A 20793-nucleotide genomic window follows, 5' to 3' on the forward strand; every position below is an offset into this window, starting at 1 on the left:
GACCGCCCTTGCGGGCGCTCGCCGACGCGATCGACCCGTCTCGGAGCGACACCCCTTTTTGACCGGACCGGGCAGTGTGTAGTATGGATTCGAAGCGGGAGCTGACAAGCGTCGACCTCGCGGCCCTCGTCGGGGAACTCGGCACCTACGAGGGAGCGAAGGTCGACAAGGCCTACCTCTACGGCGACGATCTCGTCCGCCTCAAGATGCGGGACTTCGACCGGGGCCGACTGGAACTGATCCTCGAGGTCGGCGAGGTCAAGCGGGCCCACACGGTCGCCCCCGAGCGGGTGCCCGACGCCCCCGGCCGGCCGCCCCAGTTCGCGATGATGCTCCGCAACCGGCTCTCGGGGGCCGACTTCGCGGGCGTCGAACAGTACGAGTTCGACCGCATCCTCGAGTTCGTCTTCGAGCGCGACGACGGCACCACGCGGATCATCGTCGAACTGTTCGGGCAGGGCAACGTCGCGGTCACCGACGGCGAGTACGAGGTGATCGACTGCCTCGAGACGGTCCGGCTCAAGTCACGGACCGTCGTCCCGGGTTCGCGCTACGAGTTCCCCGACTCCCGGACGAACCCGCTGACGGTCTCGCGGGAGACCTTCGACCGCGAGATGGACGACTCCGACACCGACGTGGTGCGGACGCTGGCGACCCAGCTCAACTTCGGCGGGCTCTACGCCGAGGAGATCTGTACCCGCGCCGGCGTCGAGAAAGGGCTGGACATCGCCGACGCCGACGAGGACGTCTACGACCGGGTTTACGAGGCGATCGAGCGACTCGCGCTCGACATCCGGAACGGCAACTTCGATCCGCGGCTCTACTTCGAGGGCGACGACGGGGATGGGGACGACGGGGACGACGAGAGCGACGCAGGCGAGGGTCCCGTCGTCGACGTCACGCCGTTCCCGCTCGAGGAACGCGCGGACCTGCCCGCCGAGGGCTACGACTCGTTCCTGTCGGCGCTGGACGACTACTTCTTCCGGCTCGAACTCGAGGAGGAGGAAGAGCCCGATCCGACCGACCAGCGACCGGATTTCGAGTCGGAGATCGCCAAACACGAGCGGATCATCGAGCAACAGCAGGGGGCGATCGAGGGGTTCGAGCAGGAGGCCGAGCAGTTGCGCGAGCGAGCGGAGTTGCTCTACGCCGAGTACGGACTGGTCGACGAGATCCTCTCGACGGTCCAGGAGGCCCGCGAGCGGGACCGCGCCTGGGACGACATCAGGGAGCGGTTCGAGGAGGGGGCCGACCGCGGCATCGAGGCCGCCGAGGCGGTCGTCGACGTCGACGGCAGCGAGGGGACCGTGACCGTCGACCTCGACGGCGAGCGGATCGAACTGGTCGCCGACCGGGGCGTCGAGCAGAACGCCGATCGGCTCTACACCGAGGCCAAACGCGTCGAAGAAAAAAAGGAGGGCGCGCTGGCGGCCATCGATGACACCCGCGACGATCTCGAGGAAGCCAAACGACGCCGCGACGAGTGGGAAGCACAGGACGCCGCGAGCGACGACGAGGACGGCGACGAAGACGACGAGGAGTCGAAACGGGACTGGCTCGCCGAGCCGTCCATTCCCATCCGCGAGAACGAGCCCTGGTTCGACCGCTTCCGCTGGTTCCACACCAGCGACGACTACCTCGTGATCGGCGGCCGCAACGCCGACCAGAACGAGGAAATCGTCAAGAAGTACCTCGAGCCCGGCGACAAAGTCTTGCACACGCAGGCCCACGGCGGTCCAGTCACCGTGTTGAAGGCGACCGACCCCAGTGAAGCGTCCTCGAGCGACATCGAGTTGCCGGAGTCGAGCATCGAGGAGGCCGCCCAGTTCGCGGTCTCGTACGCCTCGGTCTGGAAGGACGGCCGCTACGCGGGCGACGTCTACGCGGTCGACGCCGACCAGGTGTCGAAGACCCCCGAGAGCGGCGAGTACTTAGAGAAAGGCGGGTTCGCGATCCGCGGCGATCGGACCTACTATCGCGACACCGCGGTCGGCGCGGCGGTCGGGATCCAGTGTGAGCCCTACACGCGAGTGATCGGCGGCCCGCCGTCGGCCATCGCGGACCGGACGGAGACGGCGATCGAACTCGAGCCGGGTCAGTACGCGCAGGCGGACACGGCAAAGCGGCTCTACCGGCGGTTCCGCGAGCGCTTCGAAGACGAATCGTTCGTCCGCAAGATCGCCAGCCCGGACCGGATCCAACACTTCATGCCGCCGGGCGGTAGCCGGATCAAAGAAGAGTAGTCGCGCCGATCCGAGCGACGGTGGCCGCGGGTCACCGCGTCGAGTCGGTGTCGGACCGGACCTCGTCCTCGACGACGTCGAAATGTCGGGGAAAATTTGCGTTCGAAGGCGCGTGCCAACCGGTAGGTGGGAATTCGACAGGTGACGCGGACGACTACTGAGAGATTTCGAGTGCGGGTGCCGTCGTCCGCTCGAGCGTCTCGAGGTACGCTTCGGCGTCGAGGGCCGCCATGCTGCCGGTTCCGGCGGCGGTGATCGCCTGCTGATAGTTCGGATCGGCGACGTCGCCGGCGGCGAAGACACCTTCGACCGCGGTCTCGGTCGTCGCCCGGCCGGCGTCGTCGGTTCGCGTGTAGAGGTAGCCGCTCTCGTCGCGGTCGACGGCGGTTCCCTCGAGGAACTCGGTGTTGGGCGTGTGGCCGATCGCGTAGAACACGCCGCCGACGTCGACCGTCTCGCGCGTCACGTCGGCGCCGTTCGCGGCTTTCTCGAGGGGATACCCCTCGGGGTGAGAGACGAGCGTCGCGCCGGTGACGCCTTCGTCTTGGGAGCCCCGGAGCGCCTCGAGTTCCGTGTTCCAGCGGAACTCGATGGTCTCGTTGTCGCGGGCGCGGTCGGCCATGATCTCGGACGCGCGCAGTTCCTCGCGGCGGTGAACGACGGTCACGCTGTCGGCGAACTTCGCGAGGAAGAGCGCTTCTTCCATCGCCGAATCGCCGCCGCCGATCACGAGGACGTCGTCGCCGCGGTGGAACGCGCCGTCGCAGGTCGCACACGTCGAGAGGCCGTAGCCCATTAGCTCGTCCTCGTTTTCGGCGCCGACCCAGCGAGCGCTCGCACCGCTCGCGACGATCAACGCGCGCGTTCGCAGCCGCTCGCCGTTCGAGAGTTCGAGTTCGAACGGCCGGTCCGCGAGCGTCGCGTCCTCGACGGTCCCGTGTTCGAATTCGGCACCGAAGCGCTCGGCCTGTTCCTTGCCGTTCCCGATCAGCTCCATCCCGCCGACGCCCTCGGGGAAGCCGAGGTAGTTCTCGACGTCCGTCGTCAGCGTCAGCTGGCCGCCCGGCTCGGGCCCCTCGAGTACCAGCGGCTCGAGGTCGGCCCGCGCGGCGTAGACGGCCGCCGAGAGACCGGCGACGCCGGAGCCGACGATCACGACGTTACGAACGTCCGCGGTCGCGTCGGTTGCCTCGTTCATTCGGTGTATCTCTCGATCAGGGCGCGGAGTCGGTTTTCCGGTAGTACGCCGGACTGCTGTTCGACCTGCTCACCGTCCGCGAAGAGGACGAGCGTCGGCACGCCGCGAACGCCGAACGACCCCGCGAGCTGCTGGTGTTCGTCGACGTCGACCTTGGCGATCACGGCGTCGGTCGTGTCGGCCAGCTTCTCGAGGACGGGATTGAGCATCTGACAGGGGCCACACCAGTCGGCGTAGAAGTCCACGAGAACGACGTCGTGTTCCGCCGTGACGTCCTCGAGGTGGCTTCTCCCGTCGATGTAGACCGGTTCGTCGAGCGATCGTGCCGAAACGTCGTCGCGTGCATCAGTTGCCATCACCACTACGTATGGACCGACACCGCTTAAAGGTTTTGTACATAGTGTACAATATAGTGGCGGCTATTCTCGGCGGATAGCTCCGTGTTACACGTACTACGTGGTTAGGTGGCTGTAGAACGTGTGTTCGTGGCTGCATTCGTGATCGACGATGAGGTGAAACCGGTTCCACCCCGTTCGGCTCGGTACGAGTAGTTTTGTGGATATACCTAACAACCGTTCGTTCAACGAGGCGGCCGCTCCGCGGCACTCGCGTCGAAGCGGACGAAATACCCCGCTCGCGTCCCGACACGACCGTCGAACGTCAATCCGCGTCGTTCGACGCGGCGTCGTAGCCGTTCGAACCCGACGAAGTGCGGGTCGGGGAGCGATTCGCCGACGACGAGACGGCCGCCGGGCTCGAGGACCCGCTCGAGTTCGTCGAGCGTCCGCTCTTGGTCGGGAATCTCGCCGAGGACCAGGACCAGATACGCGGCATCGAACGCGTCGTCCGGATACGGAAGCGCCCGCGCGTCGCCGCGGACCGGTTCGACGTTCGAATCGCCGTCCGCTCGCGTCCGCGTCCGGAGGTGTTCGACCATCTCCGATTGGACGTCTACGGCGTGTACCGTCCCCGACGGCTCGACCGCCCGCGCGACCGTCCCCGTGTAGTAGCCCGTTCCCGGCCCGACCTCGAGAAGACGTTCACCGGGCCGGGGCTCGAGTACGTCACACAGCCTCGAGCGAGTGACGACCGGACGCGGCAGGTCGATCGCGTGGCGCTGGGCGTACGGACACGGTGACGGGTTCGACCGCCACCGGAGGGCGTATCCGAGTCCGGCGAGCAACACGACCCCGAGCAGGGCGGCGATCGCTCGCGGGAGACGACGAGAACTCATAGGAATACGGTCCGCACGGATTGACTACAGTCTTCCCCCGAACCGACGCGAGCCCTGTTGGCTTGCCGTCGTATCCCATCGACGATGGCCATCGAAGTCGACCGGAGACGATGTCCGACACCCTTCGCACGCGAACGGACGGCGAGTTCGACGACGTCGTCGCGGAAACGACCGACGTCCTCGAGGACGACGTCGACCCGGTCGGTGACGACGCGTACGAGCGCCTCGAGCGAGTTCTCGAGTCCTGTAACACCGCGGTCCTACCGGCCTACGGCACCACGCTCTCCGCTCGTATCGCGTTCGCTTTCCGGTCGCCGCTACCGGACTACGAGGACGGGAATCGGTGATCGTCGAACGACGGTTTCAGCGACGCTCCCGAGCAGGACGCGGGAGACCCCCTCCTTTCCGTGGCTTCCGATGACGATCAGATCGACCGATTCCTCCGCCGCCTGCGCGACGATGCGGTCGTCCGGTTCGCCCGTGACTATGTTCGTTTCGAGACTGCGATCGTACTCGGCTGCGAGTTCCGTCGCCGTCTCGAGAACGTCGGCTGCGTGTTCCTTCGCTTTCTCGGAAACCGGTGCTTGCAGTTCCGGTCCGAGGAGTTGCGCCCAGCGCCCCTCGGGTATCTCGATGACGTACAGCGCGATGACGGTTGCGTCCGGGAATTCGTCGAAGGTCAATTCGAGAGCTTCCGTCGCTTGCGGCGACCCGTCGTAGGGAACGAGAACTCGATCGGCCATGACGAATGGCTTCGACCACCCAATATAAAATCGTCACGCCTGTTCGATGGCTGAAAAATTGCTCCAGCGGCCACCAAAAGTGTTGTCGGACACTCGCCGTGGCCTCCCGTTGCGTGAACTTCGATCGGTTTCGGTTCGGCCGCTGACCCCTCGAGTGGACTGCTGTCGTAGCTGCCAGTCGTTGCACACCAGATCGCACGGCGGCGTTGCGATCAGTATGTAACTCCATTCAGTAGTTTCGATAGCAATTGAGTTCCCTGTCCCCTGTCGCAGCACACACTGACGGGTGAAACCGACGAGATCGACCACGGAGTCGCCTGCCGAGCCTGTCCGTGCAGTGTTCTCGTGTCCGACGCCCGTCGGCGAATCAGGCCGCGCAGTTGTTGGGGCCGAGTTCGAGTTCCGTCGCCTCAGACTCGTCCTCGGGCGGCTCCGTCCCCGTGTTGATCTCGATCACGCGCTCGTAGTTCGGCGGTTTTTCGGGGGCGTTCTCGACTAACCGGTCTACGAACTCGTCCTCGTCCAGTCCGAGCAACTCGAGATCGTCGCGGAGGTCGCCAAGGCGAGCGCAGATCGACTCGCCCGGCGAGCCGACCTCGTATCGGTTGTCCGCCGTGACCGATACGTGTCCCGGACAGACTCGCGTCTCGTCCGGCAGTTCGAGAACGGTGTCGTGGATCGATTCGTACAGTAGTTCGGCGCCGTTCGCCGCGTCCTCGTCACCGAACTGAAGCTCCGTCCGGCCGACGGACTCGACGAACAGCGTGTCACCCGTCAGCAGCGCCTCGCCGTCGACGAGGTAGTTGACCATCTCGGTCGTGTGTCCCGGCGTCTGTAGCGTCTCGATTTCGACGTCGCCGAGGGCGATCGTCTCGCCGTCGGCAAGCGGTTCGTAGTCGTATTCGACGCCCCGCTCGCTCGCGCGTTCGCCGAGGTGGTAGGATACGTCTAGCTCGGCCGCCAGTTTCGGCCCGCCCGAGATGTGGTCGGCGTGGACGTGGGTGTCGAGGACGCGCTCGATCGCGAGTCCGGCCTCCTCGGCGGCGATCTTGAACTGGTCCGTCTGTCGGGTCGGATCGACGACGACCGCCGACTCGGCGGCTTTCGAACCGACGACGTAGCCGAGACAGCCCTTTGCCCGGCGCTGTAGCTGCAGGACGACGAGATCCTCGTTTTCCGTCTCGACGGGGACGACCTCGTACACCTTGCTCCAGTCTTCCATCCCGCCTTTCACGACGGCCACGTCGTCGTAGCCGCGTTGCTCGAGTTCGAAACCGAACGGCGTCGACGTGAGCCCCTTCCCACAGATCACGACGATCGAGTCGTCGTTGTTCGCCGCCTCGATGCGCTCGATTTTCCCGTCCTCGAACTCGCCGCTTGGGTCGAACGGGACGTTTTCGGCGCCGTGAATCCGCCACCCCTCGTAACTGTCTTCGGGGCGCGTATCGACGAGCGTGAACGACTCGTCCGAGTCGATCAGTTCCGCGAGCCGTTCGGGTGATAGTTGGGTCACCATTGGGATCTCCTTACAAGACTCATACTGCGAGCCCGCTGATAGGAATCATCCCTGCACAGGCACCCTCGAGGACCGAGACGGGGCTCGACCGGTCCGAGGACGTGTGTCGCTGTCGGTTGGCTCGTTTCGGCACACGCTTCGTCGTCGGCTATAGTAGCCACTGAAACGAGTCACACACCGATCGCACCGCTGTCGTGCGATCGGGTACGCAATGACTGTCAGTGGCTACGATACGAGACTACACCGGCAGGCCAGCGGCGACGTTCCCGTTGCAATGATAGTACGGGTTCCAGTAATGGGGGACTTTTAGCCAGCGCGTCGTCGAGGAACGTATGCAGGATCCTCGATGGCTGCAACTGAGTGAAGACGAAATAAACAAGTTCCTCGGTCGCGGCGGTACCGGCGTCATCTCCTTCGCCACGGATCCCGACGAACCGCCGGTTTCGATCCCCGTCTCGTACGGATACAGCGCGGACGTGAAGCGGTTTTACTATCGACTGTCGATCCCACAGGACAGCAGAAAGGAGGACCTCGTGGACAACCCCGTCTCCTTCGTGACACACGACGAGACCGACGCCGGATGGCGAAGCGTCGTCGCCACGGGACGGCTTTCGGATACGGCCGACGCACCGTACGAGTCGACCGAAATACAGGGGATGTGGGGGATCCGGATCCCGATCGTCGACGTGTTCGAGCGACCGCCGAGGGAGATGACGTTCCGCTATTTCAGCCTCGATCCGGACACGATGACGGGGCGGAAAGAGGTCCGAACTGACACGTAGCGAGCGGCCGTCCACCAACGGCTACTCCGTGCTGTCGTCCCGATTTCCCGTGCAATCGCGGGACGGCGCGGTTTCGTCGGAACCGACGGGCAGCAGTCCGTATGACACACGACCGTTTCAGTGGCTACTACGGGAGGTACGCGACTGGCGGCTCCGTCATCGAACGATCGTCACCGGGACCGGGGAGCGCCGCGTGACGGTTTCGGCCACGCTTCCGAGCAGGACGCGAGTAACGCCCGATCGGCCGTGACTGCCCATGACGATGTGATCGACGTCGTTCTTGTCGGCGTACTCGACGATCGTTCGAGCGGCCGGTCCCGTTTCGACCGCGGTGTCGATGGTGGTCGTCTCGAGAATCCCCGCTTCGTCAGCTCGATCGCGTGCCTCTTCGCCGAGTTCGGTACCCCGTTCGACGGCCTGGTCGTGGATCTGTGGATCGTAGTAGCCGCCGCCCCCGTAGTCACTGTAGACACCCGCCATCGGATCGACGACGTGTAACGTCGTGATCCGCTCGCCGTCGTGATTCGAGACCGCGTGATCGAACGCGGCCCACGCTTGCGATGAGCCGTCCAACGGGACGAGTACGTGCGTTCCCATACCGGGGACACGTCAGCGACGTACAAGAAACCTGGCCGAAAACGGCCGCTTGCGACCGGCTCGAGCGCGACCGCCGGTGACTCGAGTACGGTCGCGTGACGGTCGTACCGGCGAGAGAGTCCGCCGTCGTCACACTTGGGCCCCGAGATTAAGACGTCTCGCGTCGTCGACTCATCCGGTGTACTCATGCCAATCGATGACTTAGCCCGCAGCGACGTCGTAACGGCCGCACCCGACGCGTCGGTCGCCGAACTCGCGGCGACGATGGACGAGGAGGGCGTCGGGAGTATCGTGATCACCGACGACGATGCGCCGGTGGGTATCGTGACCGACCGCGACCTGACTGTGCGCGTCCTCGCCGACGGGACCGACGCCGAGCGGACGGCAACGGAGGTAATGACCGAAGATCCCTGTACGATCGAGCGGGACGGCGGGTTCTACGAGGCGACGGATCTGATGGCCGAACACGGCGTGCGCCGCCTCCCCGTCAGCGACGGCGACCAGCTCGTCGGCATAATCACGGCCGACGATCTGACGGAACTCATCGCCGACGAGGAACAACAGCTCGCGGACGTCATTCGGGCCCAGCGACCCGAATACTGATCCCCGGCGGTCCGTGGTCCGTCACTCGCCGTCCCGAGACAACTCCGTCGGCGTGCGGTCGGCCTCGACAGCGATCGCGACGTCCCGACTCGTCCGCCGGTCGCTGGACGGTCGCCGGTGACGACGTGGTCCGACTGCCGATCGTCCGGCAGTGTCGAACGCTCGAGCGCCTCGGACGGTCTCCTTTTTCGGAGTGGCTGTGTGTTTGGGACAGTTCCGATGGCCGATTCCGTGGTCCGTGACGACGCGCTCGCTTCCGATCGGACGTGGTGAGGCCGCCGTCGACGGCGGCCCGCTGACGAGCAGTGCCGCACCGAGGGCGGTCGCCGGGCTCGCCGTATCGGGGTTCCAACGTTCCCGGTACGCCATCGGTCTCGCGAACGGCGACAGCGATCGAGCCGAGCAACGGCGTGATACCGACGTCGATCTCGTAGCCGTTCCGTGCGGACCACCGCACGCTGTTTCGGCGATTGGACCAGATTCCCCTTATCGATCGCCACCCAAGGACGCACATGGACGACTGCCACGGAAGTGACAGCGAACGAAGCGTGTCGCGTCGAACGATCCTCGCCGGGTCGGCCCTCACCGGACTGACCGCTCTGGCCGGGTGCCTCAACGGTAACGAGGCGAGCAATCCCGACCCGGTCACGATCGAGGACGGGACGAACTGTGACAACTGCACGATGGCAATCGTCGACTACCCCGGCCCGGTCGGTGAATCGTTCTACGACGACGCCGAGGAGTTACTCGACGAGGACCGTCCGGCACAGTTCTGCAGTTCGCTCTGTACGTACGCGTTCACGTTCGAACACGAAGACGAGCAAGAGCCGAGCGTGACGTACGTGACCGACTACTCGAGCGTCGACTACGAGATCGATACCGGCGGCGACGCGCCCGAAATTACCAGCCACGTCGAGGCGGACGCCTTCGCGCCGATAACCGATCTCACGCTGGTCGTCGACAGCGAGGTCGAGGGCGCGATGGGGGCGTCGATGATCGGCTTTTCCGACTCCGACGACGCGGACGCGTTCCAAGCGGACTACGGCGGCGACCTCTACGACCACGGCGACGTGAGTCGCGACCTCGTGATGTCGATGATGTAACGACCGACCGCGATCGCGTTCGAAACGACGGCTACCGATCTATTGCGCTGGTTGCGACGGCGAGAGACCCGATCGTCCACACCGCGAGTCCGATCAGGCTAGCCGCGGGCGAGGCCGTCTGTGGCCCGGTTCCCGCCGCCGTTATGACGACGGTTTCGAAGACGAGTCCACGGTACGCGCTGAGCGGGCTCACCGCGAGCGCGTAGACGAGCGACGACTCACCCAGATAGCCGCTTGCGAGGCCGTAGACGAGCGCGAGATCCAGCCCGACCAGCACGACGACCAGCGCGACCACCGACAGCGCGAGAGCGCTTCGCGTCCCGCTTACGAGCGCCGAAATCGCGATCGCGACGGCGAGGATCGACAGCGCGAACAGCGCGGTTAGGACGACGAACCGCGCGAACAGGAGCGGGGAGTCGGCACCGGCGTGTGACGCGTACCGGCTGAACGGCTCCTCGCGACCGACGACGACCGCGCCGCCGACGAGCAGAAGCGACACGACGACCGTCCCGAGAAGCCCGACGGCCCTACCGACGAAGACGCCGAGAACGTGTTCTCGCGGTGCGATCGGATACGTCTCGAGGACGTCGAGTTCGCCCCGTCGGCGATCGCCGAGGATCGCCCGGTAGCCGAACGCGACGGCCACGATCGGGACGAGCAACTCGAGCGGGGTCAGGAGATCGACGATCGTCGGGACGTAGCCGGCTCCGACGCCGCCGCCGACCCACGCGATTCCGAGCATGACGGCGGCGAACGCCGCGCCGAGGAGGACGAACGTCCGGTTCCGGGAGACCGTCCTGAGTTCGCGGCCGACGATGCGCTCGATCCGGCGGGTCGGCTTCGGCGCACGGACGGCCGACCTCGAGTCCTCGAGGGCGGTCTCGTCGTCGGTCGCCGTCGTCGCGTCGTCGTCGCGGACCGAGCGTGGCGTGCCGGTCACGCGGTCTCACCCTGGACCCGAACGCGACTGAGGTCGCCGGTGATCGACGACTCGTAGACGTCCTCGAGCGATTCGACGCCGAGCCGATCGCACAGCACCGTCGGGGCTCCGCGTTCGACGACGGTGCCGTCGTCGAGGACGACCACCTGATCGGCCGTCCGCTCGACGAGTTCGAGATCGTGCGAACTCACCACCACCGCGGTTCCGGCGGCGGCGAGTTCGTCGGCCACCGCGAACACGTGCTTGCTCATCCCCGGATCGAGTCCGGACGCGGGTTCGTCGAGGGCGACCAGCGGCGGATCGCCGATCGTCGCCTGGGCGATCCCGACGAGCCGCGTCATCCCTCCCGAAAGCGCCTCGACCCGACGCGTCGCGGCGTCTTCGAGTCCGACGCGTTCGAGTTGGGCCCTCGCCTCGTCGCGGCCACCGCCGACGAGCGACGCGTAGAACGCGAGCGTCTCGAGAACGGTGAATCCGGGCCGAAACTCGGGGTGTTGAGGGAGATACCCGATCTCGCGTGCGGCCTCCGGCCCGTGATACGCGACGGACCCCCCGGTCGGTTCCTGGAGTCCGGCGAGCGTGCGGAGCAGCGTCGTCTTCCCGGTCCCGTTCGGCCCGATCAGGGCCGTCACCGCGCCCGATCGGATCGGGAGTGACACGTCCTGCAGGATAGTTACGTCTCCGTACGCGAACTCGACGTTCGATGCCTCGAGTAGGGGTGGGTCTGTCGTCATGGTTCGATCGTGAGTGAGCCGTCACAAGCCGTGGCGCGGTCGGCGTACTCGGTCCGCTCGAGCAGGTCCGGGTTGTTCGGTTCGCACGCGGGTTCCGTGTCGGTGATGCTGCCGGTCTGCATCCCGGACACCGACGCTTCGAACCCCGAGAGCGCGTCGAGCGCCGGCGCTCGGGCGAGCGTCGCTGCGCCGTCGGTGCGGTGCAGTCGCCCGTCGACGGTGTCGGTCGGTGAGTACGATCGGGACGGCGGGTCGCCGTCCGCGATACTGGTGGCACCTTGCCAGTAGTTCCCGCGACCGTCGTGCGTCCAGACGCGCAACGGTCCGGCGCCCGCGGTGGCGTGGTCGTCGTTGCCGACGAAGTCGTTCTCGACGACCCGGTTCGTCGGCAGTATCACCCGATCGTTGACGCCGACCTGGTTCCCCGCGACGACGTTTCGCTCGTAGATCGAGCCCGACGCCGCCAGTTCCAGTCCGACGTCGTTGGCCTCGAGGACGTTCTCGGCGACGTACGTGTCCGAACCGCCGACGTACGCACCGACCTGTGAGCCTCTGATCTCGTTGCCGACGATCGCGTTCCGTTCGGGCCCGGTCATGACATAGATCCCCGTATCGACGACGTCGTTCATGCGATTGTTCTCGAGTAGCGTGCCGTCGGTGTGCATCAAGTGGATTCCCAGTAGGCTTTCCTCGATCGTGTTCTCCCGAATCACGATCCCCTCGGACCGGTACGCGTAGATCGCGTCCCGCCCGTCGACGATCGTCGTTTCCTCGACCACGCCCGGCGACCGGAACGCCATGATTCCGGCGAAGCCGTCCTGCCACCGTTCGTTGCCGCGGACGGTCGCGTTCCGAACGACGGTATCGGGACTCTCGCGGAGGATGATTCCGTTCGAGGGCGTCTCGATCGTCACGTTCTCGACCGACAGTCCCGCGGCGACGTGGGCCGAGATGCCGGCGTCCGCTCCGGTGTAGTACGTCAGGAACTTCTCGTCCCAGGCGTCGTCGTCGATCGCCGGTCCGGGGACGTCCTCGGCTCCCGAGGTCACCGGCCCGACGCCGGTGATCTCGAGGTCCCGGATCCCGACCCGCGGTTCGGTGACGGTCACGACCGACCCGTTGCCGTCGCCGCTGATCGTCGGCGTCCCGTCCCCGACGAGCGTGATCGGACGGTCGATCTCGAGGGTTTCCTCGTAGGTCCCCTCGGAGACCAGCACCGTGGTGTTTGCGGGGGCCGCGTCGATGCCCGCCTGGACGGTATCGACGACCGTGACGTTGGCGGGGTCCTCGTCGATGCGGTCTCGAACGGCGTCGGCGTCCGCTCCGACGACGGTCGAGACCGGCCGATCGGTGCGGGCCTGCGTCGATTCGACGGTCGCGTCGGCGCGGCGGTCCTGCTCGGAAACCCGGTCGCGGACGCCGGTCACGTCGTCGGTGTCGAACGACTGCTCGAGGGTTTCGTCCCACGAATACACCTCACCGCCGTGGGTCGTCGCGAACGCCGTCGCGTCCGCTCGGTCGGCGAACGAAACGACGGTCTCGCCCGACGGCGTTCGGGCCTCGCTGCCGACGACGAACCACGCGTCGGTGGCGTCGATCCACGGGGGCTGTCGGTCGGTGACCGGATACCCCTTCTCGTTCAACTCGACCGACGTGGCGCCGTAATCGGAGACGTACACCGCCAGCGGATAGCCAAAGCGCTGTTCGTGTCCGTCCTGCCGCTGGGCGTCGACGAACGTCTCGACGCCGTAGTAGCCGACGACGTACTGATACTGCGAGTAAAACGCCTGCGCCCGCGGGAGCGTGACGTTTTCGTCGAGCTGCTGTTCGTTCTCGAGCGTGAGCCCCACGGACACGGTTTCGTCGAACGGGACCGGTTCCGGGGGCGCCGGGTCGGCGTCACCGACGAAGAGGCCACCGAGTCCGACGGTGGCGACGAGGACGATGGCAGCCAGGATGACCTCTCGAGATGGCCGGTACACAGGTGTCCTTTGATCGTCGGCGAAAAAGCCCCTCTGGTCCGTCTATCGAAAGATCCCGTCAACGATCGTGACGTGGATCGGACCCGGGACGACGGTCCGTGTGAGCGGCCGATTCCGTTACCACTCCGATCGCAGGGACTCGAGCAGCCGATCGATCTCGTTCTCGGTGTTGACGGCGTGGACTGACGCCCGAATCGCGTTCGGAGAGGGGAGGTCCCGCAGAACGATCCCGTCGGCGGCCAGCCGCTCGACAGTCGCCGCCGGGTCGTCGACGTCGATCGTCACGAGCCCCGACTCCGGCGTCGACGGACTGAGCAGGCGGTCGGCGGGGACGCCGTCCGCCAGTCGGCCGGCGAGGCGGCGGACGCGGCCTTCGATCTCGACGTCGTCGATCGCGTCGATCGCTTCCCTGAGTGCGACGTGCGGTGCCGGGTTCGCCGAGCCGACCTCGAACCGACGCGCGCCGGCCGCGTACTCGTAGGGGTCGGCCGACGGCGTCTCGACGCTTCGATAGCCGACCGTCCGCGGTTCGAGACGCTCGGCGACGTCGCGGGCAACGTAGAGGAAGCCGCCGCCCCACAACCCGAGCAGCCACTTGTGGCCGGCGGCAGCGACCGCGTCGGCACCCCACTCTCGGACGTCCATCGGCAACTGTCCGGGGACCTGGACGGCGTCGACGAGCGCGATCGCACCGGCATCGTGGGCGATATCGACCATCTCCGCCACCGGAAGCCGCGTCCCGTGGGTCCACGTGACCGCGCTGAAGCAGACGACGCTGGCGTCCGCGACGGCCTCGGCGAACCGCTCGAGGTCGACGCGACCGGCCTCGGTCTCGACGACGCGAACCTCGACGCCGTCCCGCTCGAGGCGTTGCCACGGGAGGATTCCGGCGGGGTGTTCGAGGTCCGTCCGCACGACGACGTCGCCGGGCTGCCAGTCGATCGCGTTGGCGACGGCGTTGATCCCGGCCGTCGTACTCTCGGTGAGCGCGATCTCGTCCGCGTCGGCACCGACGAACGACGCGACCCGCTCTCGAGTGCGGTCGAACGCTCGAAACGCCGTCTCGTAGGGGTGGTCCCCGGTCGGCGACTCGTACTCGTGTTCGCGGACGAACTCGTCGGCGGCGTCGACGACGTATTTCGGACTCGGTCCGTGAGCGCCGAAGTTGAGGTAGGTCCCCTTCTGGAGGGCGGGGATATCCGCCCTGAGTTCGGTCGGCGTCATCGTCGTACTCGATTGCATACCTCACCCTACGGATTCGTGCGGTAATAATATTGGGAGTACTATGAAATGCTGTTCCGGCGGCCGGACGCGTCTCGCCGTCGGGTACCGGTCACCGACCGTCGGCCGGCGGCCCCGACGGTGGTCGTCTCGCGTGACCGATCGTGCCAGTTGACGACGGAGCGGCGGCCCCGGCGTCGGCCGCAGTCCCTCTCCCTCACCGGTCCCGGTCGAGTTGTCCCGTATTCCGGAACCGCGTCGCGTCCCTGAATCGGGTTACGACGACGTGTCGACGCCCAGAATCCGGTACAGGAGACAGGTTCGAGTCAGCGCCGTTCCGACCAGGACGCCTCCGATCAACAGCGCGACGGCACCAACCGCCGTCCCGAACTCGAGCGCGCCGCCGAGGATCGCGACGCCGACGGCGGCCAGTACCGCACCGCCGACCGCGCGGACGTTCCGGTCCGTCGCTCCTACATTGTGCTTCATGTTCACAAATATACACAGCAGTGGGTTAAGCGTTTCTCACATTCCGAGTTTCGGCGAGCTATCGGAGCCACTGAAACGGGGTACACGCCGATCGCAAGCAACGACTTTCGGTGGCCGCTACGGCCGGACGTCCGCCCCGTCGACCGCGGCCGCCCACCGTTCGGGGAGGCGCGCGTAGATCGTCGCGTTCCCGACGAGCGCGTCGACGGTCGTGTACTCGTCGATCGCGTGGACGGTGTCCGTCCCGAGCGCGAACTCCACCGTCGGTACGCCGGCGTTGCGAAGCTTCTTCGCGTCGCCGCCGCCGGTCGCACTCCGGCGGTATATCCGCTCGCCGGTCGTCGCTTCGGCGCTCGAGGCGACGGCCTCGACGAGCGGGCTGTCGATCGATTCGGCGGTGCCGACGCTCCAGGCGACGTCGGCGACCGTGACCCCCTCGCAGTCGGCGACGCACTCCCGAATCTCCGAGAGGAGATCGGAGGTACACACGCCCGCGGTCAATCGGATATCGATCTCAGCGCGAGCCGTCTGCGGGACGCTGTTGATCGCGTCCCCGCCCTCGAGGACGCCGAGGTTGATCGTCGGGGTCTCGAACAGGTCGCGGGCGGTCTCGACACCCATCGTCGGCTCGTAGAACGCGACCGACTCGTCGAGGATCGGCTCGATCGCGGGATCGAGGTCGAGTTGCCGCCGCCCGAACCGCTGCCGTAGCGTTCCGACCGCGTCGTAGAGGCGATCGATCGCGTTCTCGCCCAGGACCGGTCGCGAGCCGTGTGCGGCCTCGCCGGTCGCCTCGAGCGTCAGCCAGATGCTGCCCCGATCGGCGACCGTCACGGAGTGGCGTCCCTCCTCGCAGGTCGGTTCGCCGATGACACAGGCGTCGGCCTCGAGCCGGTCGTCCTCGAGCAGCGCCGGCAGCCCGGCGTCGCCGCCGACCTCCTCGTCGCTGACGAACGCGAACGCGAGGTCGACCGGCGGTTCGGTGTCGGTCTCCACGAACGCGCGGAGCGCGACCAGCATCGCGGCGACCGCCCCTTTCATGTCCGTCGCGCCGCGGCCGTAGAGCCGGTCGTCGACGCGCTCGCCGAGGGGATCGTGCGACCAGGCCCCGCGGTCGAACGGCACCGTATCGAGGTGCCCGTTGTACAGCAGCGTTCGGTCGCTCGCGCCCGGCAGCGTCACGAGGAGGTTCGGCTTCGCGGGATCGACCGCGAACCGCTCGACGTCGACCGGGTGCTGCGACAGGGACTCCGCGAGCAGCGAGACGATCTCGCGCGTGTCACCGGGCGGGTTCGCCGTGTCGATCGCCAACAACTCGAGCGCGAGGTCGGCCAGCTCCTCGCGGCGGTCGGCGACGACCGCCTCGAGTTCGTCGGTCATCGCCGTCACTCGAGTTTGCCCGAGAGGACCTTCGCCGCCGTCAGGATCGGATCCCAGACGGGGCTAAAGGGCGGCGCGTACGCCAGATCGGCGTTCTGCAGTTCGGTCACGGTCATCCCGGCCGTCAGCGCCGTCGCGACCGTGTCGATGCGCTTTGCGCCTTCGCGACCGACGACGCTTCCCCCGAGGAGCCGGCCGCTCTCCCGATCGGCCAGCAGGGTGACGGTGAGTTCCGCGCCGTCGGGGTAGTAGTGTGCGCGCGACGACGCCGAGATCGTCACCGAAGCGGGATCGAACCCCGCCTCGCGAGCCCGCTCCTCGTCGACGATTCCCGTCCGGGCGGCCCCCAGTTCGAACGCCTTCACGATGGCCGTGCCCGCGATGTCGCCGACCGGCGTTGGATCGCCGGTCACGGTCTGGCCGATCGCACGGCCCGCGCGGTTTGCGGTCAGCGCCAGCGGCACGTGGTCCGGCTCCCCGGTCACGACGTGGGTCGCTTCGGCGTTGTCGCCCGCCCCGTAGACGTTCTCGTCGTTCGTCCGCCCGTACTCGTCGGTCGCGATAGCGCCGGTCGGCCCGCGTTCGATGCCGGCCGCCTCGGCGAGGTCGGCGTTGGGTTCGACACCGACGCCGACGATCGCGATGTCCGCGTCGACGGTCTCGTCCTCGAGTTCGACCGCCTCGACCCGTTCGTCGCCGGCGAACCCCGAGACGGCCGTCTCGAGGTGGAGATCGATCCCCTGCTCGCGCAGGTGTTCCTCGACGACCTCGGCGACCGGCTCGCCGAACGGCTGGAGGACGTGGGGCAACATCTCGTAGAGGTGAACGTCGACCCCGCGGGCCGACAGCGCCTCGGCCATCTCGATGCCGACGTAGCCGCCGCCGACGATCGCGGCGGTCCCCGGGCTCTCCTCGGTGACGTACGTCTCGATGGCGTCGGCCTCGTCCATATCGTGGATCGTGAACACGCCTTCGAGGTCCATCCCGTCGAAGGGCGGCTCGATCGCGCTCGCCCCGGTCGCGACGAGGAGGTCGTCGTAGGGTTGCTCGTACGTCTCGTCGTCGGTCTCGACCGTTACCGTCCGTCCCTCTCGGTCGATGTCGACGACCTCCGCGCCGGTTCGCAGGTCGACGTCCCGTTCTTCCCTGAACGCCTCGGGCGTCACGGTAACGAGATCGTCGAGGTCGTCGACCGCGCCTTTCACGTAGTAGGGCATCCCGCAGGCGGCGTAGGAGACCCACTCTCCCTTCTCGAAGACGATCACCTCTCGCTCGGGATCCTCGCGTTTCGCCTTGCTCGCGGCGCTCATTCCCGCTGCGTCACCGCCGATGACGACGAACGTCTCGTTCATACTCGAGGGGAGGGTTGCCGTGCGTAAAGTATTTTCCAAAATTCCCAATATTATACAAGTTAGCGAGCTATCCGGACGGGGTCTCCTCGAGCCGTCGCCGGATGGACCGCCCGCCCGCGAGGGCCGTCCAGAGGTCGACGACGAACGCCTCCCACGCGGCGGCGAGCAGGAGGTAGCCGCCGAGCGCGAGAAGCGATGCGACGCCGCGGGAGGCGACGTTGACCGACGTCGCCGATCGATCGAACGTCTCGAAAGCGACGTGTAGCGACGTGCTACATCGGGCCGAGGGCAGCATCGTCTCGTGGTTCGTCGACGAACGGTTCGGGCCGGCGTCGGAGCCGCGATCACACCTCGAGCGGTGAGCGGCGGGAAGGGACGACGGGCGCGGCCGGTTCGGTTTCCGCGGGTTCGACTCAGGTTTCGCAGTCCGAACAGCGGGTCCGAAACCGCAGCACGATTCCGATCACGCCGAGCGTGACGAGGGAGACCGCCAGTTGCACGATCCCGCTACTCGCGTTCCCGGCCGCGGCCCCGCCGGCGACGGCGGCGGTGCCGCCGACCACGAGGCCGCCGGTCCCGAGACAACAGAGGCTCGCAACGCCCGCGAGTCCCAGAAGCGACCGCCGGGACGCCGAGTCGGAGTCCATACCTCGACGTTCGATCGAGTGTGGGTAAATGTGTTGCGGCGTTTTTCCGTCCGAGCGGACGGCGTTCCGAAACGGCTCCGCATCGAGCGTCAGGAGTGGCCGTACTCGGTATCGACACCGGGTGCGCCTCGAGGCACGTCCCGGGAGTCGGTCGCCCGGTCGTCGTCGAAGAAGGTCTCGAAGACCTTCCGCTGGCCGGCACGGAGGTGCTGGAGGAACGTCGACTGACAGACGCCCATCTTCTCGGCCAGTTCGTCGCCGCTCTCGTCTCGCGGCCACGCGAAGAACCCGCCGAAGTGAGCCAGTCGGAGCGCCTCGAGTTGGCGGTCGGTGGCGCTGTCCTCGACCGCGGAGCGGAACTGGCCGCGGGTTTCGGGGGTTCGGTTCCGCTCGCGCTGGCCGACGAGCGTCACGCCCGGGTGAGTCTCGGTAACGGCCTCGACGACGCTCCGGACGTCGGCGGTCCCGGCCAGGTGGGCGACGAGCGTTCCCCCGTCGGCGTCGACGGTCAGCGAGCGGACGACCGCGCCGTAGTTCGCGAGGGTCCCGACGATCGACATCCCCGAGACGGTGAGCCGGACCAGCGATTCCTCGGCCTCACGGATCGGTTCGACGGCCGCGATGTCGTCGGCATCGTCGACGTACGCCCGGACGTCCTCGATCGCGGCGCCGCGGAGGGTCACGAACTCGACGACCGTCTCACCGTCGGTCGCCGTGAGCTGCTCGAGTTCGAGGTCGCACTCGAGGGCCGCGGCGAGCCCCGAGAGCGGGTCGTCCGCGGGTGTCAGCTCGAATCGCAGTTCGGTGAGCCGGTCGGCGACCAGCGACCGCTGGCTCTCGGCCGCGGTGATCGTGGCGGCGATGGTCTCGCCGAGTTCGTCCAGCACCTCGGTGTCCAGCGCGTCCGGCGTCTCGGCGTCGCTCGCGTGGAGAACGAGCGCGCCGTAGTGGACGTCCCGATGGGACAGCGGGATGGCGACCGTCGCCGCCGCACCGCCATACGAGTGGCATTCACACACCTTGCGCTCGCAGGCCGGCCGGTCCGCGCCGCAGTCGCGAACGACGTGGGTGGTCTCGGCCTCGAGGGCGCGGTCGACGACCGTCTCGCGGTCGCTGTCGTTGATCGCGGCGACGATGCCCGACAGCGAGTCCCCGTCGATGCCGGCGCTCGTGTTCGCGCGAACGGTGTCCGTGACGGCGTTTCGATCCGCGATCCACGCCGACTCGTAGGGCGGCGCGCTCGAGAACCGCTCGCAGGCGACCGACTCGACTTCCGCTTTCGAGTCCGCGCGGAGCAGTTCCCGATTGACGTCCCGGATGACCGCGTTGGTCGTGTTCAACACCTCGAGTTCGGCGTGTTGCTCCCGGATGCGGAGTTCGCGCTCCTTGCGATCGGTGACGTCGGTGTCGACCGCGACGAATCCGTCGACGGCCCCCGTCTCGTCGGTAAGCGGCGCGATCGTCATGTCGACCCAGCACAGTTCGCCGTTCTTCCGCCGGTTGATGATCTCGCCGTCCCAGACCTCGCCGTCGGTGACGGTCTCCCAGAGGTCGTCGTAGAAGGCGTCGTCGTGTTCGCCCGACTTCCAGAGGCGGGGGGTCTCCCCGACGACCTCCGCCGGCGAGTAGCCCGTCACGTCCTCCGTCGCCGGGTTCGCGTACTCGATCGTCCCGCCGACGTCGGTGAGAAAGATCGCGTGACCCGCGTGTTCGACGGCCTTCCGGAAGCGTCGCAACTGCTCGTTGGCGGCCGATAGCTCGCGCTTTATTCGCGTCTCTTCGTCGACGTACGCCGCGAGGTAGTGGACCGTCGCCACCGCGAGGGCGCTCACGACGAGTCCGGGAAGTTCGGCGAGGCCGGTGGCGCCGCCGTTCCAGAGCGTCCAGAGCTGTCGCGAGGCCATGAGCCCCAGCATCACGGTCAGAAAGCCGAAGCGCCGGTCGCCGCTGCGATGCAACAGCAGCAGCGAGTACCCGGTCCCCGCGAGCCGAAGCAGGATCGAACCGGCGAGGACGGCGCTCATCGCGC

Annotated in this window: 20 protein-coding genes and 1 pseudogene; 6 read left to right on the forward strand and 15 right to left on the reverse strand. The window is 67.1% G+C overall.

Going from position 1 to position 20793, the window contains the following annotated elements; genetic code table 11:
* Positions 1-83 precede the first annotated feature (83 nt).
* The gene (gene rqcH / locus A6E15_RS06060; RefSeq protein WP_076144731.1) at positions 84-2243 is read left to right on the forward strand and encodes a ribosome rescue protein RqcH; all 2160 of its coding nucleotides are present in this window, start codon (positions 84-86) and stop codon (positions 2241-2243) included.
* Positions 2244-2397: 154 nt separating this feature from the next.
* On the opposite strand, the gene A6E15_RS06065 is transcribed toward rqcH, so the two are convergent.
* The 3 genes from A6E15_RS06065 to A6E15_RS06075 all read right to left on the reverse strand — a co-directional run bounded on the left by A6E15_RS06065 (position 2398) and on the right by A6E15_RS06075 (position 4675).
* The gene (locus tag A6E15_RS06065; RefSeq protein ID WP_076144733.1) at positions 2398-3441 is read right to left on the reverse strand and encodes an NAD(P)/FAD-dependent oxidoreductase; all 1044 of its coding nucleotides are present in this window, start codon (positions 3439-3441) and stop codon (positions 2398-2400) included.
* Positions 3438-3797, reverse strand: coding sequence for a thioredoxin (trxA, locus tag A6E15_RS06070; RefSeq protein ID WP_076144736.1), 360 nt, complete (start codon positions 3795-3797; stop codon positions 3438-3440). The genes A6E15_RS06065 and trxA overlap by 4 nt, the downstream gene beginning before the upstream one ends.
* Before the next feature lie 224 nt (positions 3798-4021).
* Positions 4022-4675 (reverse strand): class I SAM-dependent methyltransferase, encoded by a 654-nt coding sequence (locus A6E15_RS06075; protein ID WP_076144738.1) that lies wholly within the window; start codon positions 4673-4675, stop codon positions 4022-4024.
* Between the two features lie 110 nt (positions 4676-4785).
* Between A6E15_RS06075 and A6E15_RS06080 the strand changes: the two genes are divergently transcribed.
* A complete protein-coding gene (locus A6E15_RS06080) occupies positions 4786-5022 on the forward strand; it encodes a hypothetical protein (protein WP_076144740.1) in 237 nt (78 codons plus the stop codon).
* Here A6E15_RS06080 and A6E15_RS06085 read toward each other — a convergent pair.
* Positions 4993-5418: a universal stress protein gene (locus A6E15_RS06085; RefSeq protein WP_076144742.1), complete on the reverse strand. Its 426-nt coding sequence runs from the start codon at positions 5416-5418 to the stop codon at positions 4993-4995. The two genes, A6E15_RS06080 and A6E15_RS06085, sit on opposite strands and share 30 nt — an antisense overlap.
* 367 nt (positions 5419-5785) lie before the next feature.
* Positions 5786-6934: an MBL fold metallo-hydrolase gene (locus A6E15_RS06090; RefSeq protein ID WP_076144743.1), complete on the reverse strand. Its 1149-nt coding sequence runs from the start codon at positions 6932-6934 to the stop codon at positions 5786-5788.
* Positions 6935-7266: 332 nt separating this feature from the next.
* On the opposite strand from A6E15_RS06090, the gene A6E15_RS06095 reads away from it, so the two are divergent.
* A complete protein-coding gene (locus A6E15_RS06095) occupies positions 7267-7716 on the forward strand; it encodes a pyridoxamine 5'-phosphate oxidase family protein (protein WP_076144745.1) in 450 nt (149 codons plus the stop codon).
* Positions 7717-7872: 156 nt separating this feature from the next.
* Here the strand turns inward: A6E15_RS06095 and A6E15_RS06100 are convergent, their stop codons facing one another.
* Complete coding sequence (locus tag A6E15_RS06100; protein WP_076144746.1) at positions 7873-8313, reverse strand: universal stress protein; 441 nt, start codon at positions 8311-8313, stop codon at positions 7873-7875.
* A gap of 186 nt (positions 8314-8499) precedes the next feature.
* Between A6E15_RS06100 and A6E15_RS06105 the strand changes: the two genes are divergently transcribed.
* Positions 8500-8916 (forward strand): CBS domain-containing protein, encoded by a 417-nt coding sequence (locus A6E15_RS06105; RefSeq protein ID WP_076144748.1) that lies wholly within the window; start codon positions 8500-8502, stop codon positions 8914-8916.
* 512 nt (positions 8917-9428) lie between these two features.
* The gene (locus tag A6E15_RS06115; RefSeq protein WP_076144750.1) at positions 9429-10019 is read left to right on the forward strand and encodes a nitrous oxide reductase accessory protein NosL; all 591 of its coding nucleotides are present in this window, start codon (positions 9429-9431) and stop codon (positions 10017-10019) included.
* Between the two features lie 31 nt (positions 10020-10050).
* On the opposite strand, the gene A6E15_RS06120 is transcribed toward A6E15_RS06115, so the two are convergent.
* The 7 genes from A6E15_RS06120 to A6E15_RS06150 all read right to left on the reverse strand — a co-directional run bounded on the left by A6E15_RS06120 (position 10051) and on the right by A6E15_RS06150 (position 18117).
* Positions 10051-10959, reverse strand: a complete 909-nt coding sequence (locus tag A6E15_RS06120) for an ABC transporter permease (RefSeq protein ID WP_076144751.1) — start codon at positions 10957-10959, stop codon at positions 10051-10053.
* The gene (locus A6E15_RS06125) at positions 10956-11693 is read right to left on the reverse strand and encodes an ABC transporter ATP-binding protein (protein ID WP_076144752.1); all 738 of its coding nucleotides are present in this window, start codon (positions 11691-11693) and stop codon (positions 10956-10958) included. Before A6E15_RS06125 ends, A6E15_RS06120 begins: the two co-directional genes overlap by 4 nt.
* Positions 11690-13675 (reverse strand): NosD domain-containing protein, encoded by a 1986-nt coding sequence (locus A6E15_RS06130; protein ID WP_076144754.1) that lies wholly within the window; start codon positions 13673-13675, stop codon positions 11690-11692. Before A6E15_RS06130 ends, A6E15_RS06125 begins: the two co-directional genes overlap by 4 nt.
* Before the next feature lie 117 nt (positions 13676-13792).
* Positions 13793-14917, reverse strand: coding sequence for an aminotransferase class V-fold PLP-dependent enzyme (locus A6E15_RS06135; RefSeq protein ID WP_084177341.1), 1125 nt, complete (start codon positions 14915-14917; stop codon positions 13793-13795).
* A 255-nt stretch (positions 14918-15172) separates the two neighbouring features.
* A complete protein-coding gene (locus tag A6E15_RS06140; protein WP_076144755.1) occupies positions 15173-15385 on the reverse strand; it encodes a YgaP family membrane protein in 213 nt (70 codons plus the stop codon).
* A 117-nt stretch (positions 15386-15502) separates the two neighbouring features.
* Positions 15503-16765: a M20 family metallopeptidase gene (locus tag A6E15_RS06145; protein WP_076148214.1), complete on the reverse strand. Its 1263-nt coding sequence runs from the start codon at positions 16763-16765 to the stop codon at positions 15503-15505.
* A gap of 5 nt (positions 16766-16770) precedes the next feature.
* Positions 16771-18117 carry an FAD-dependent oxidoreductase gene (locus tag A6E15_RS06150; protein WP_076144756.1) on the reverse strand — a complete coding sequence of 449 codons (1347 nt, stop codon included), beginning with the start codon at positions 18115-18117 and terminating at the stop codon, positions 16771-16773.
* A gap of 200 nt (positions 18118-18317) precedes the next feature.
* On the opposite strand from A6E15_RS06150, the pseudogene A6E15_RS06155 reads away from it, so the two are divergent.
* Positions 18318-18479 (forward strand): annotated as a pseudogene (locus A6E15_RS06155) (helix-turn-helix domain-containing protein); the annotation flags it as partial.
* A 51-nt stretch (positions 18480-18530) separates the two neighbouring features.
* Here A6E15_RS06155 and A6E15_RS06160 read toward each other — a convergent pair.
* Together A6E15_RS06160 and A6E15_RS06165 are read right to left on the reverse strand one after the other, a co-directional pair.
* Entirely contained in the window at positions 18531-18764 is a 234-nt protein-coding gene (locus A6E15_RS06160) for a hypothetical protein (protein WP_076144759.1), read from the reverse strand.
* A gap of 89 nt (positions 18765-18853) precedes the next feature.
* Complete coding sequence (locus A6E15_RS06165; RefSeq protein ID WP_076148216.1) at positions 18854-20788, reverse strand: bacterio-opsin activator domain-containing protein; 1935 nt, start codon at positions 20786-20788, stop codon at positions 18854-18856.
* Positions 20789-20793 lie beyond the last annotated feature (5 nt).

The sequence above is a fragment of the Natrinema saccharevitans genome (assembly GCF_001953745.1).
Lineage (GTDB): Archaea > Halobacteriota > Halobacteria > Halobacteriales > Natrialbaceae > Natrinema > Natrinema saccharevitans.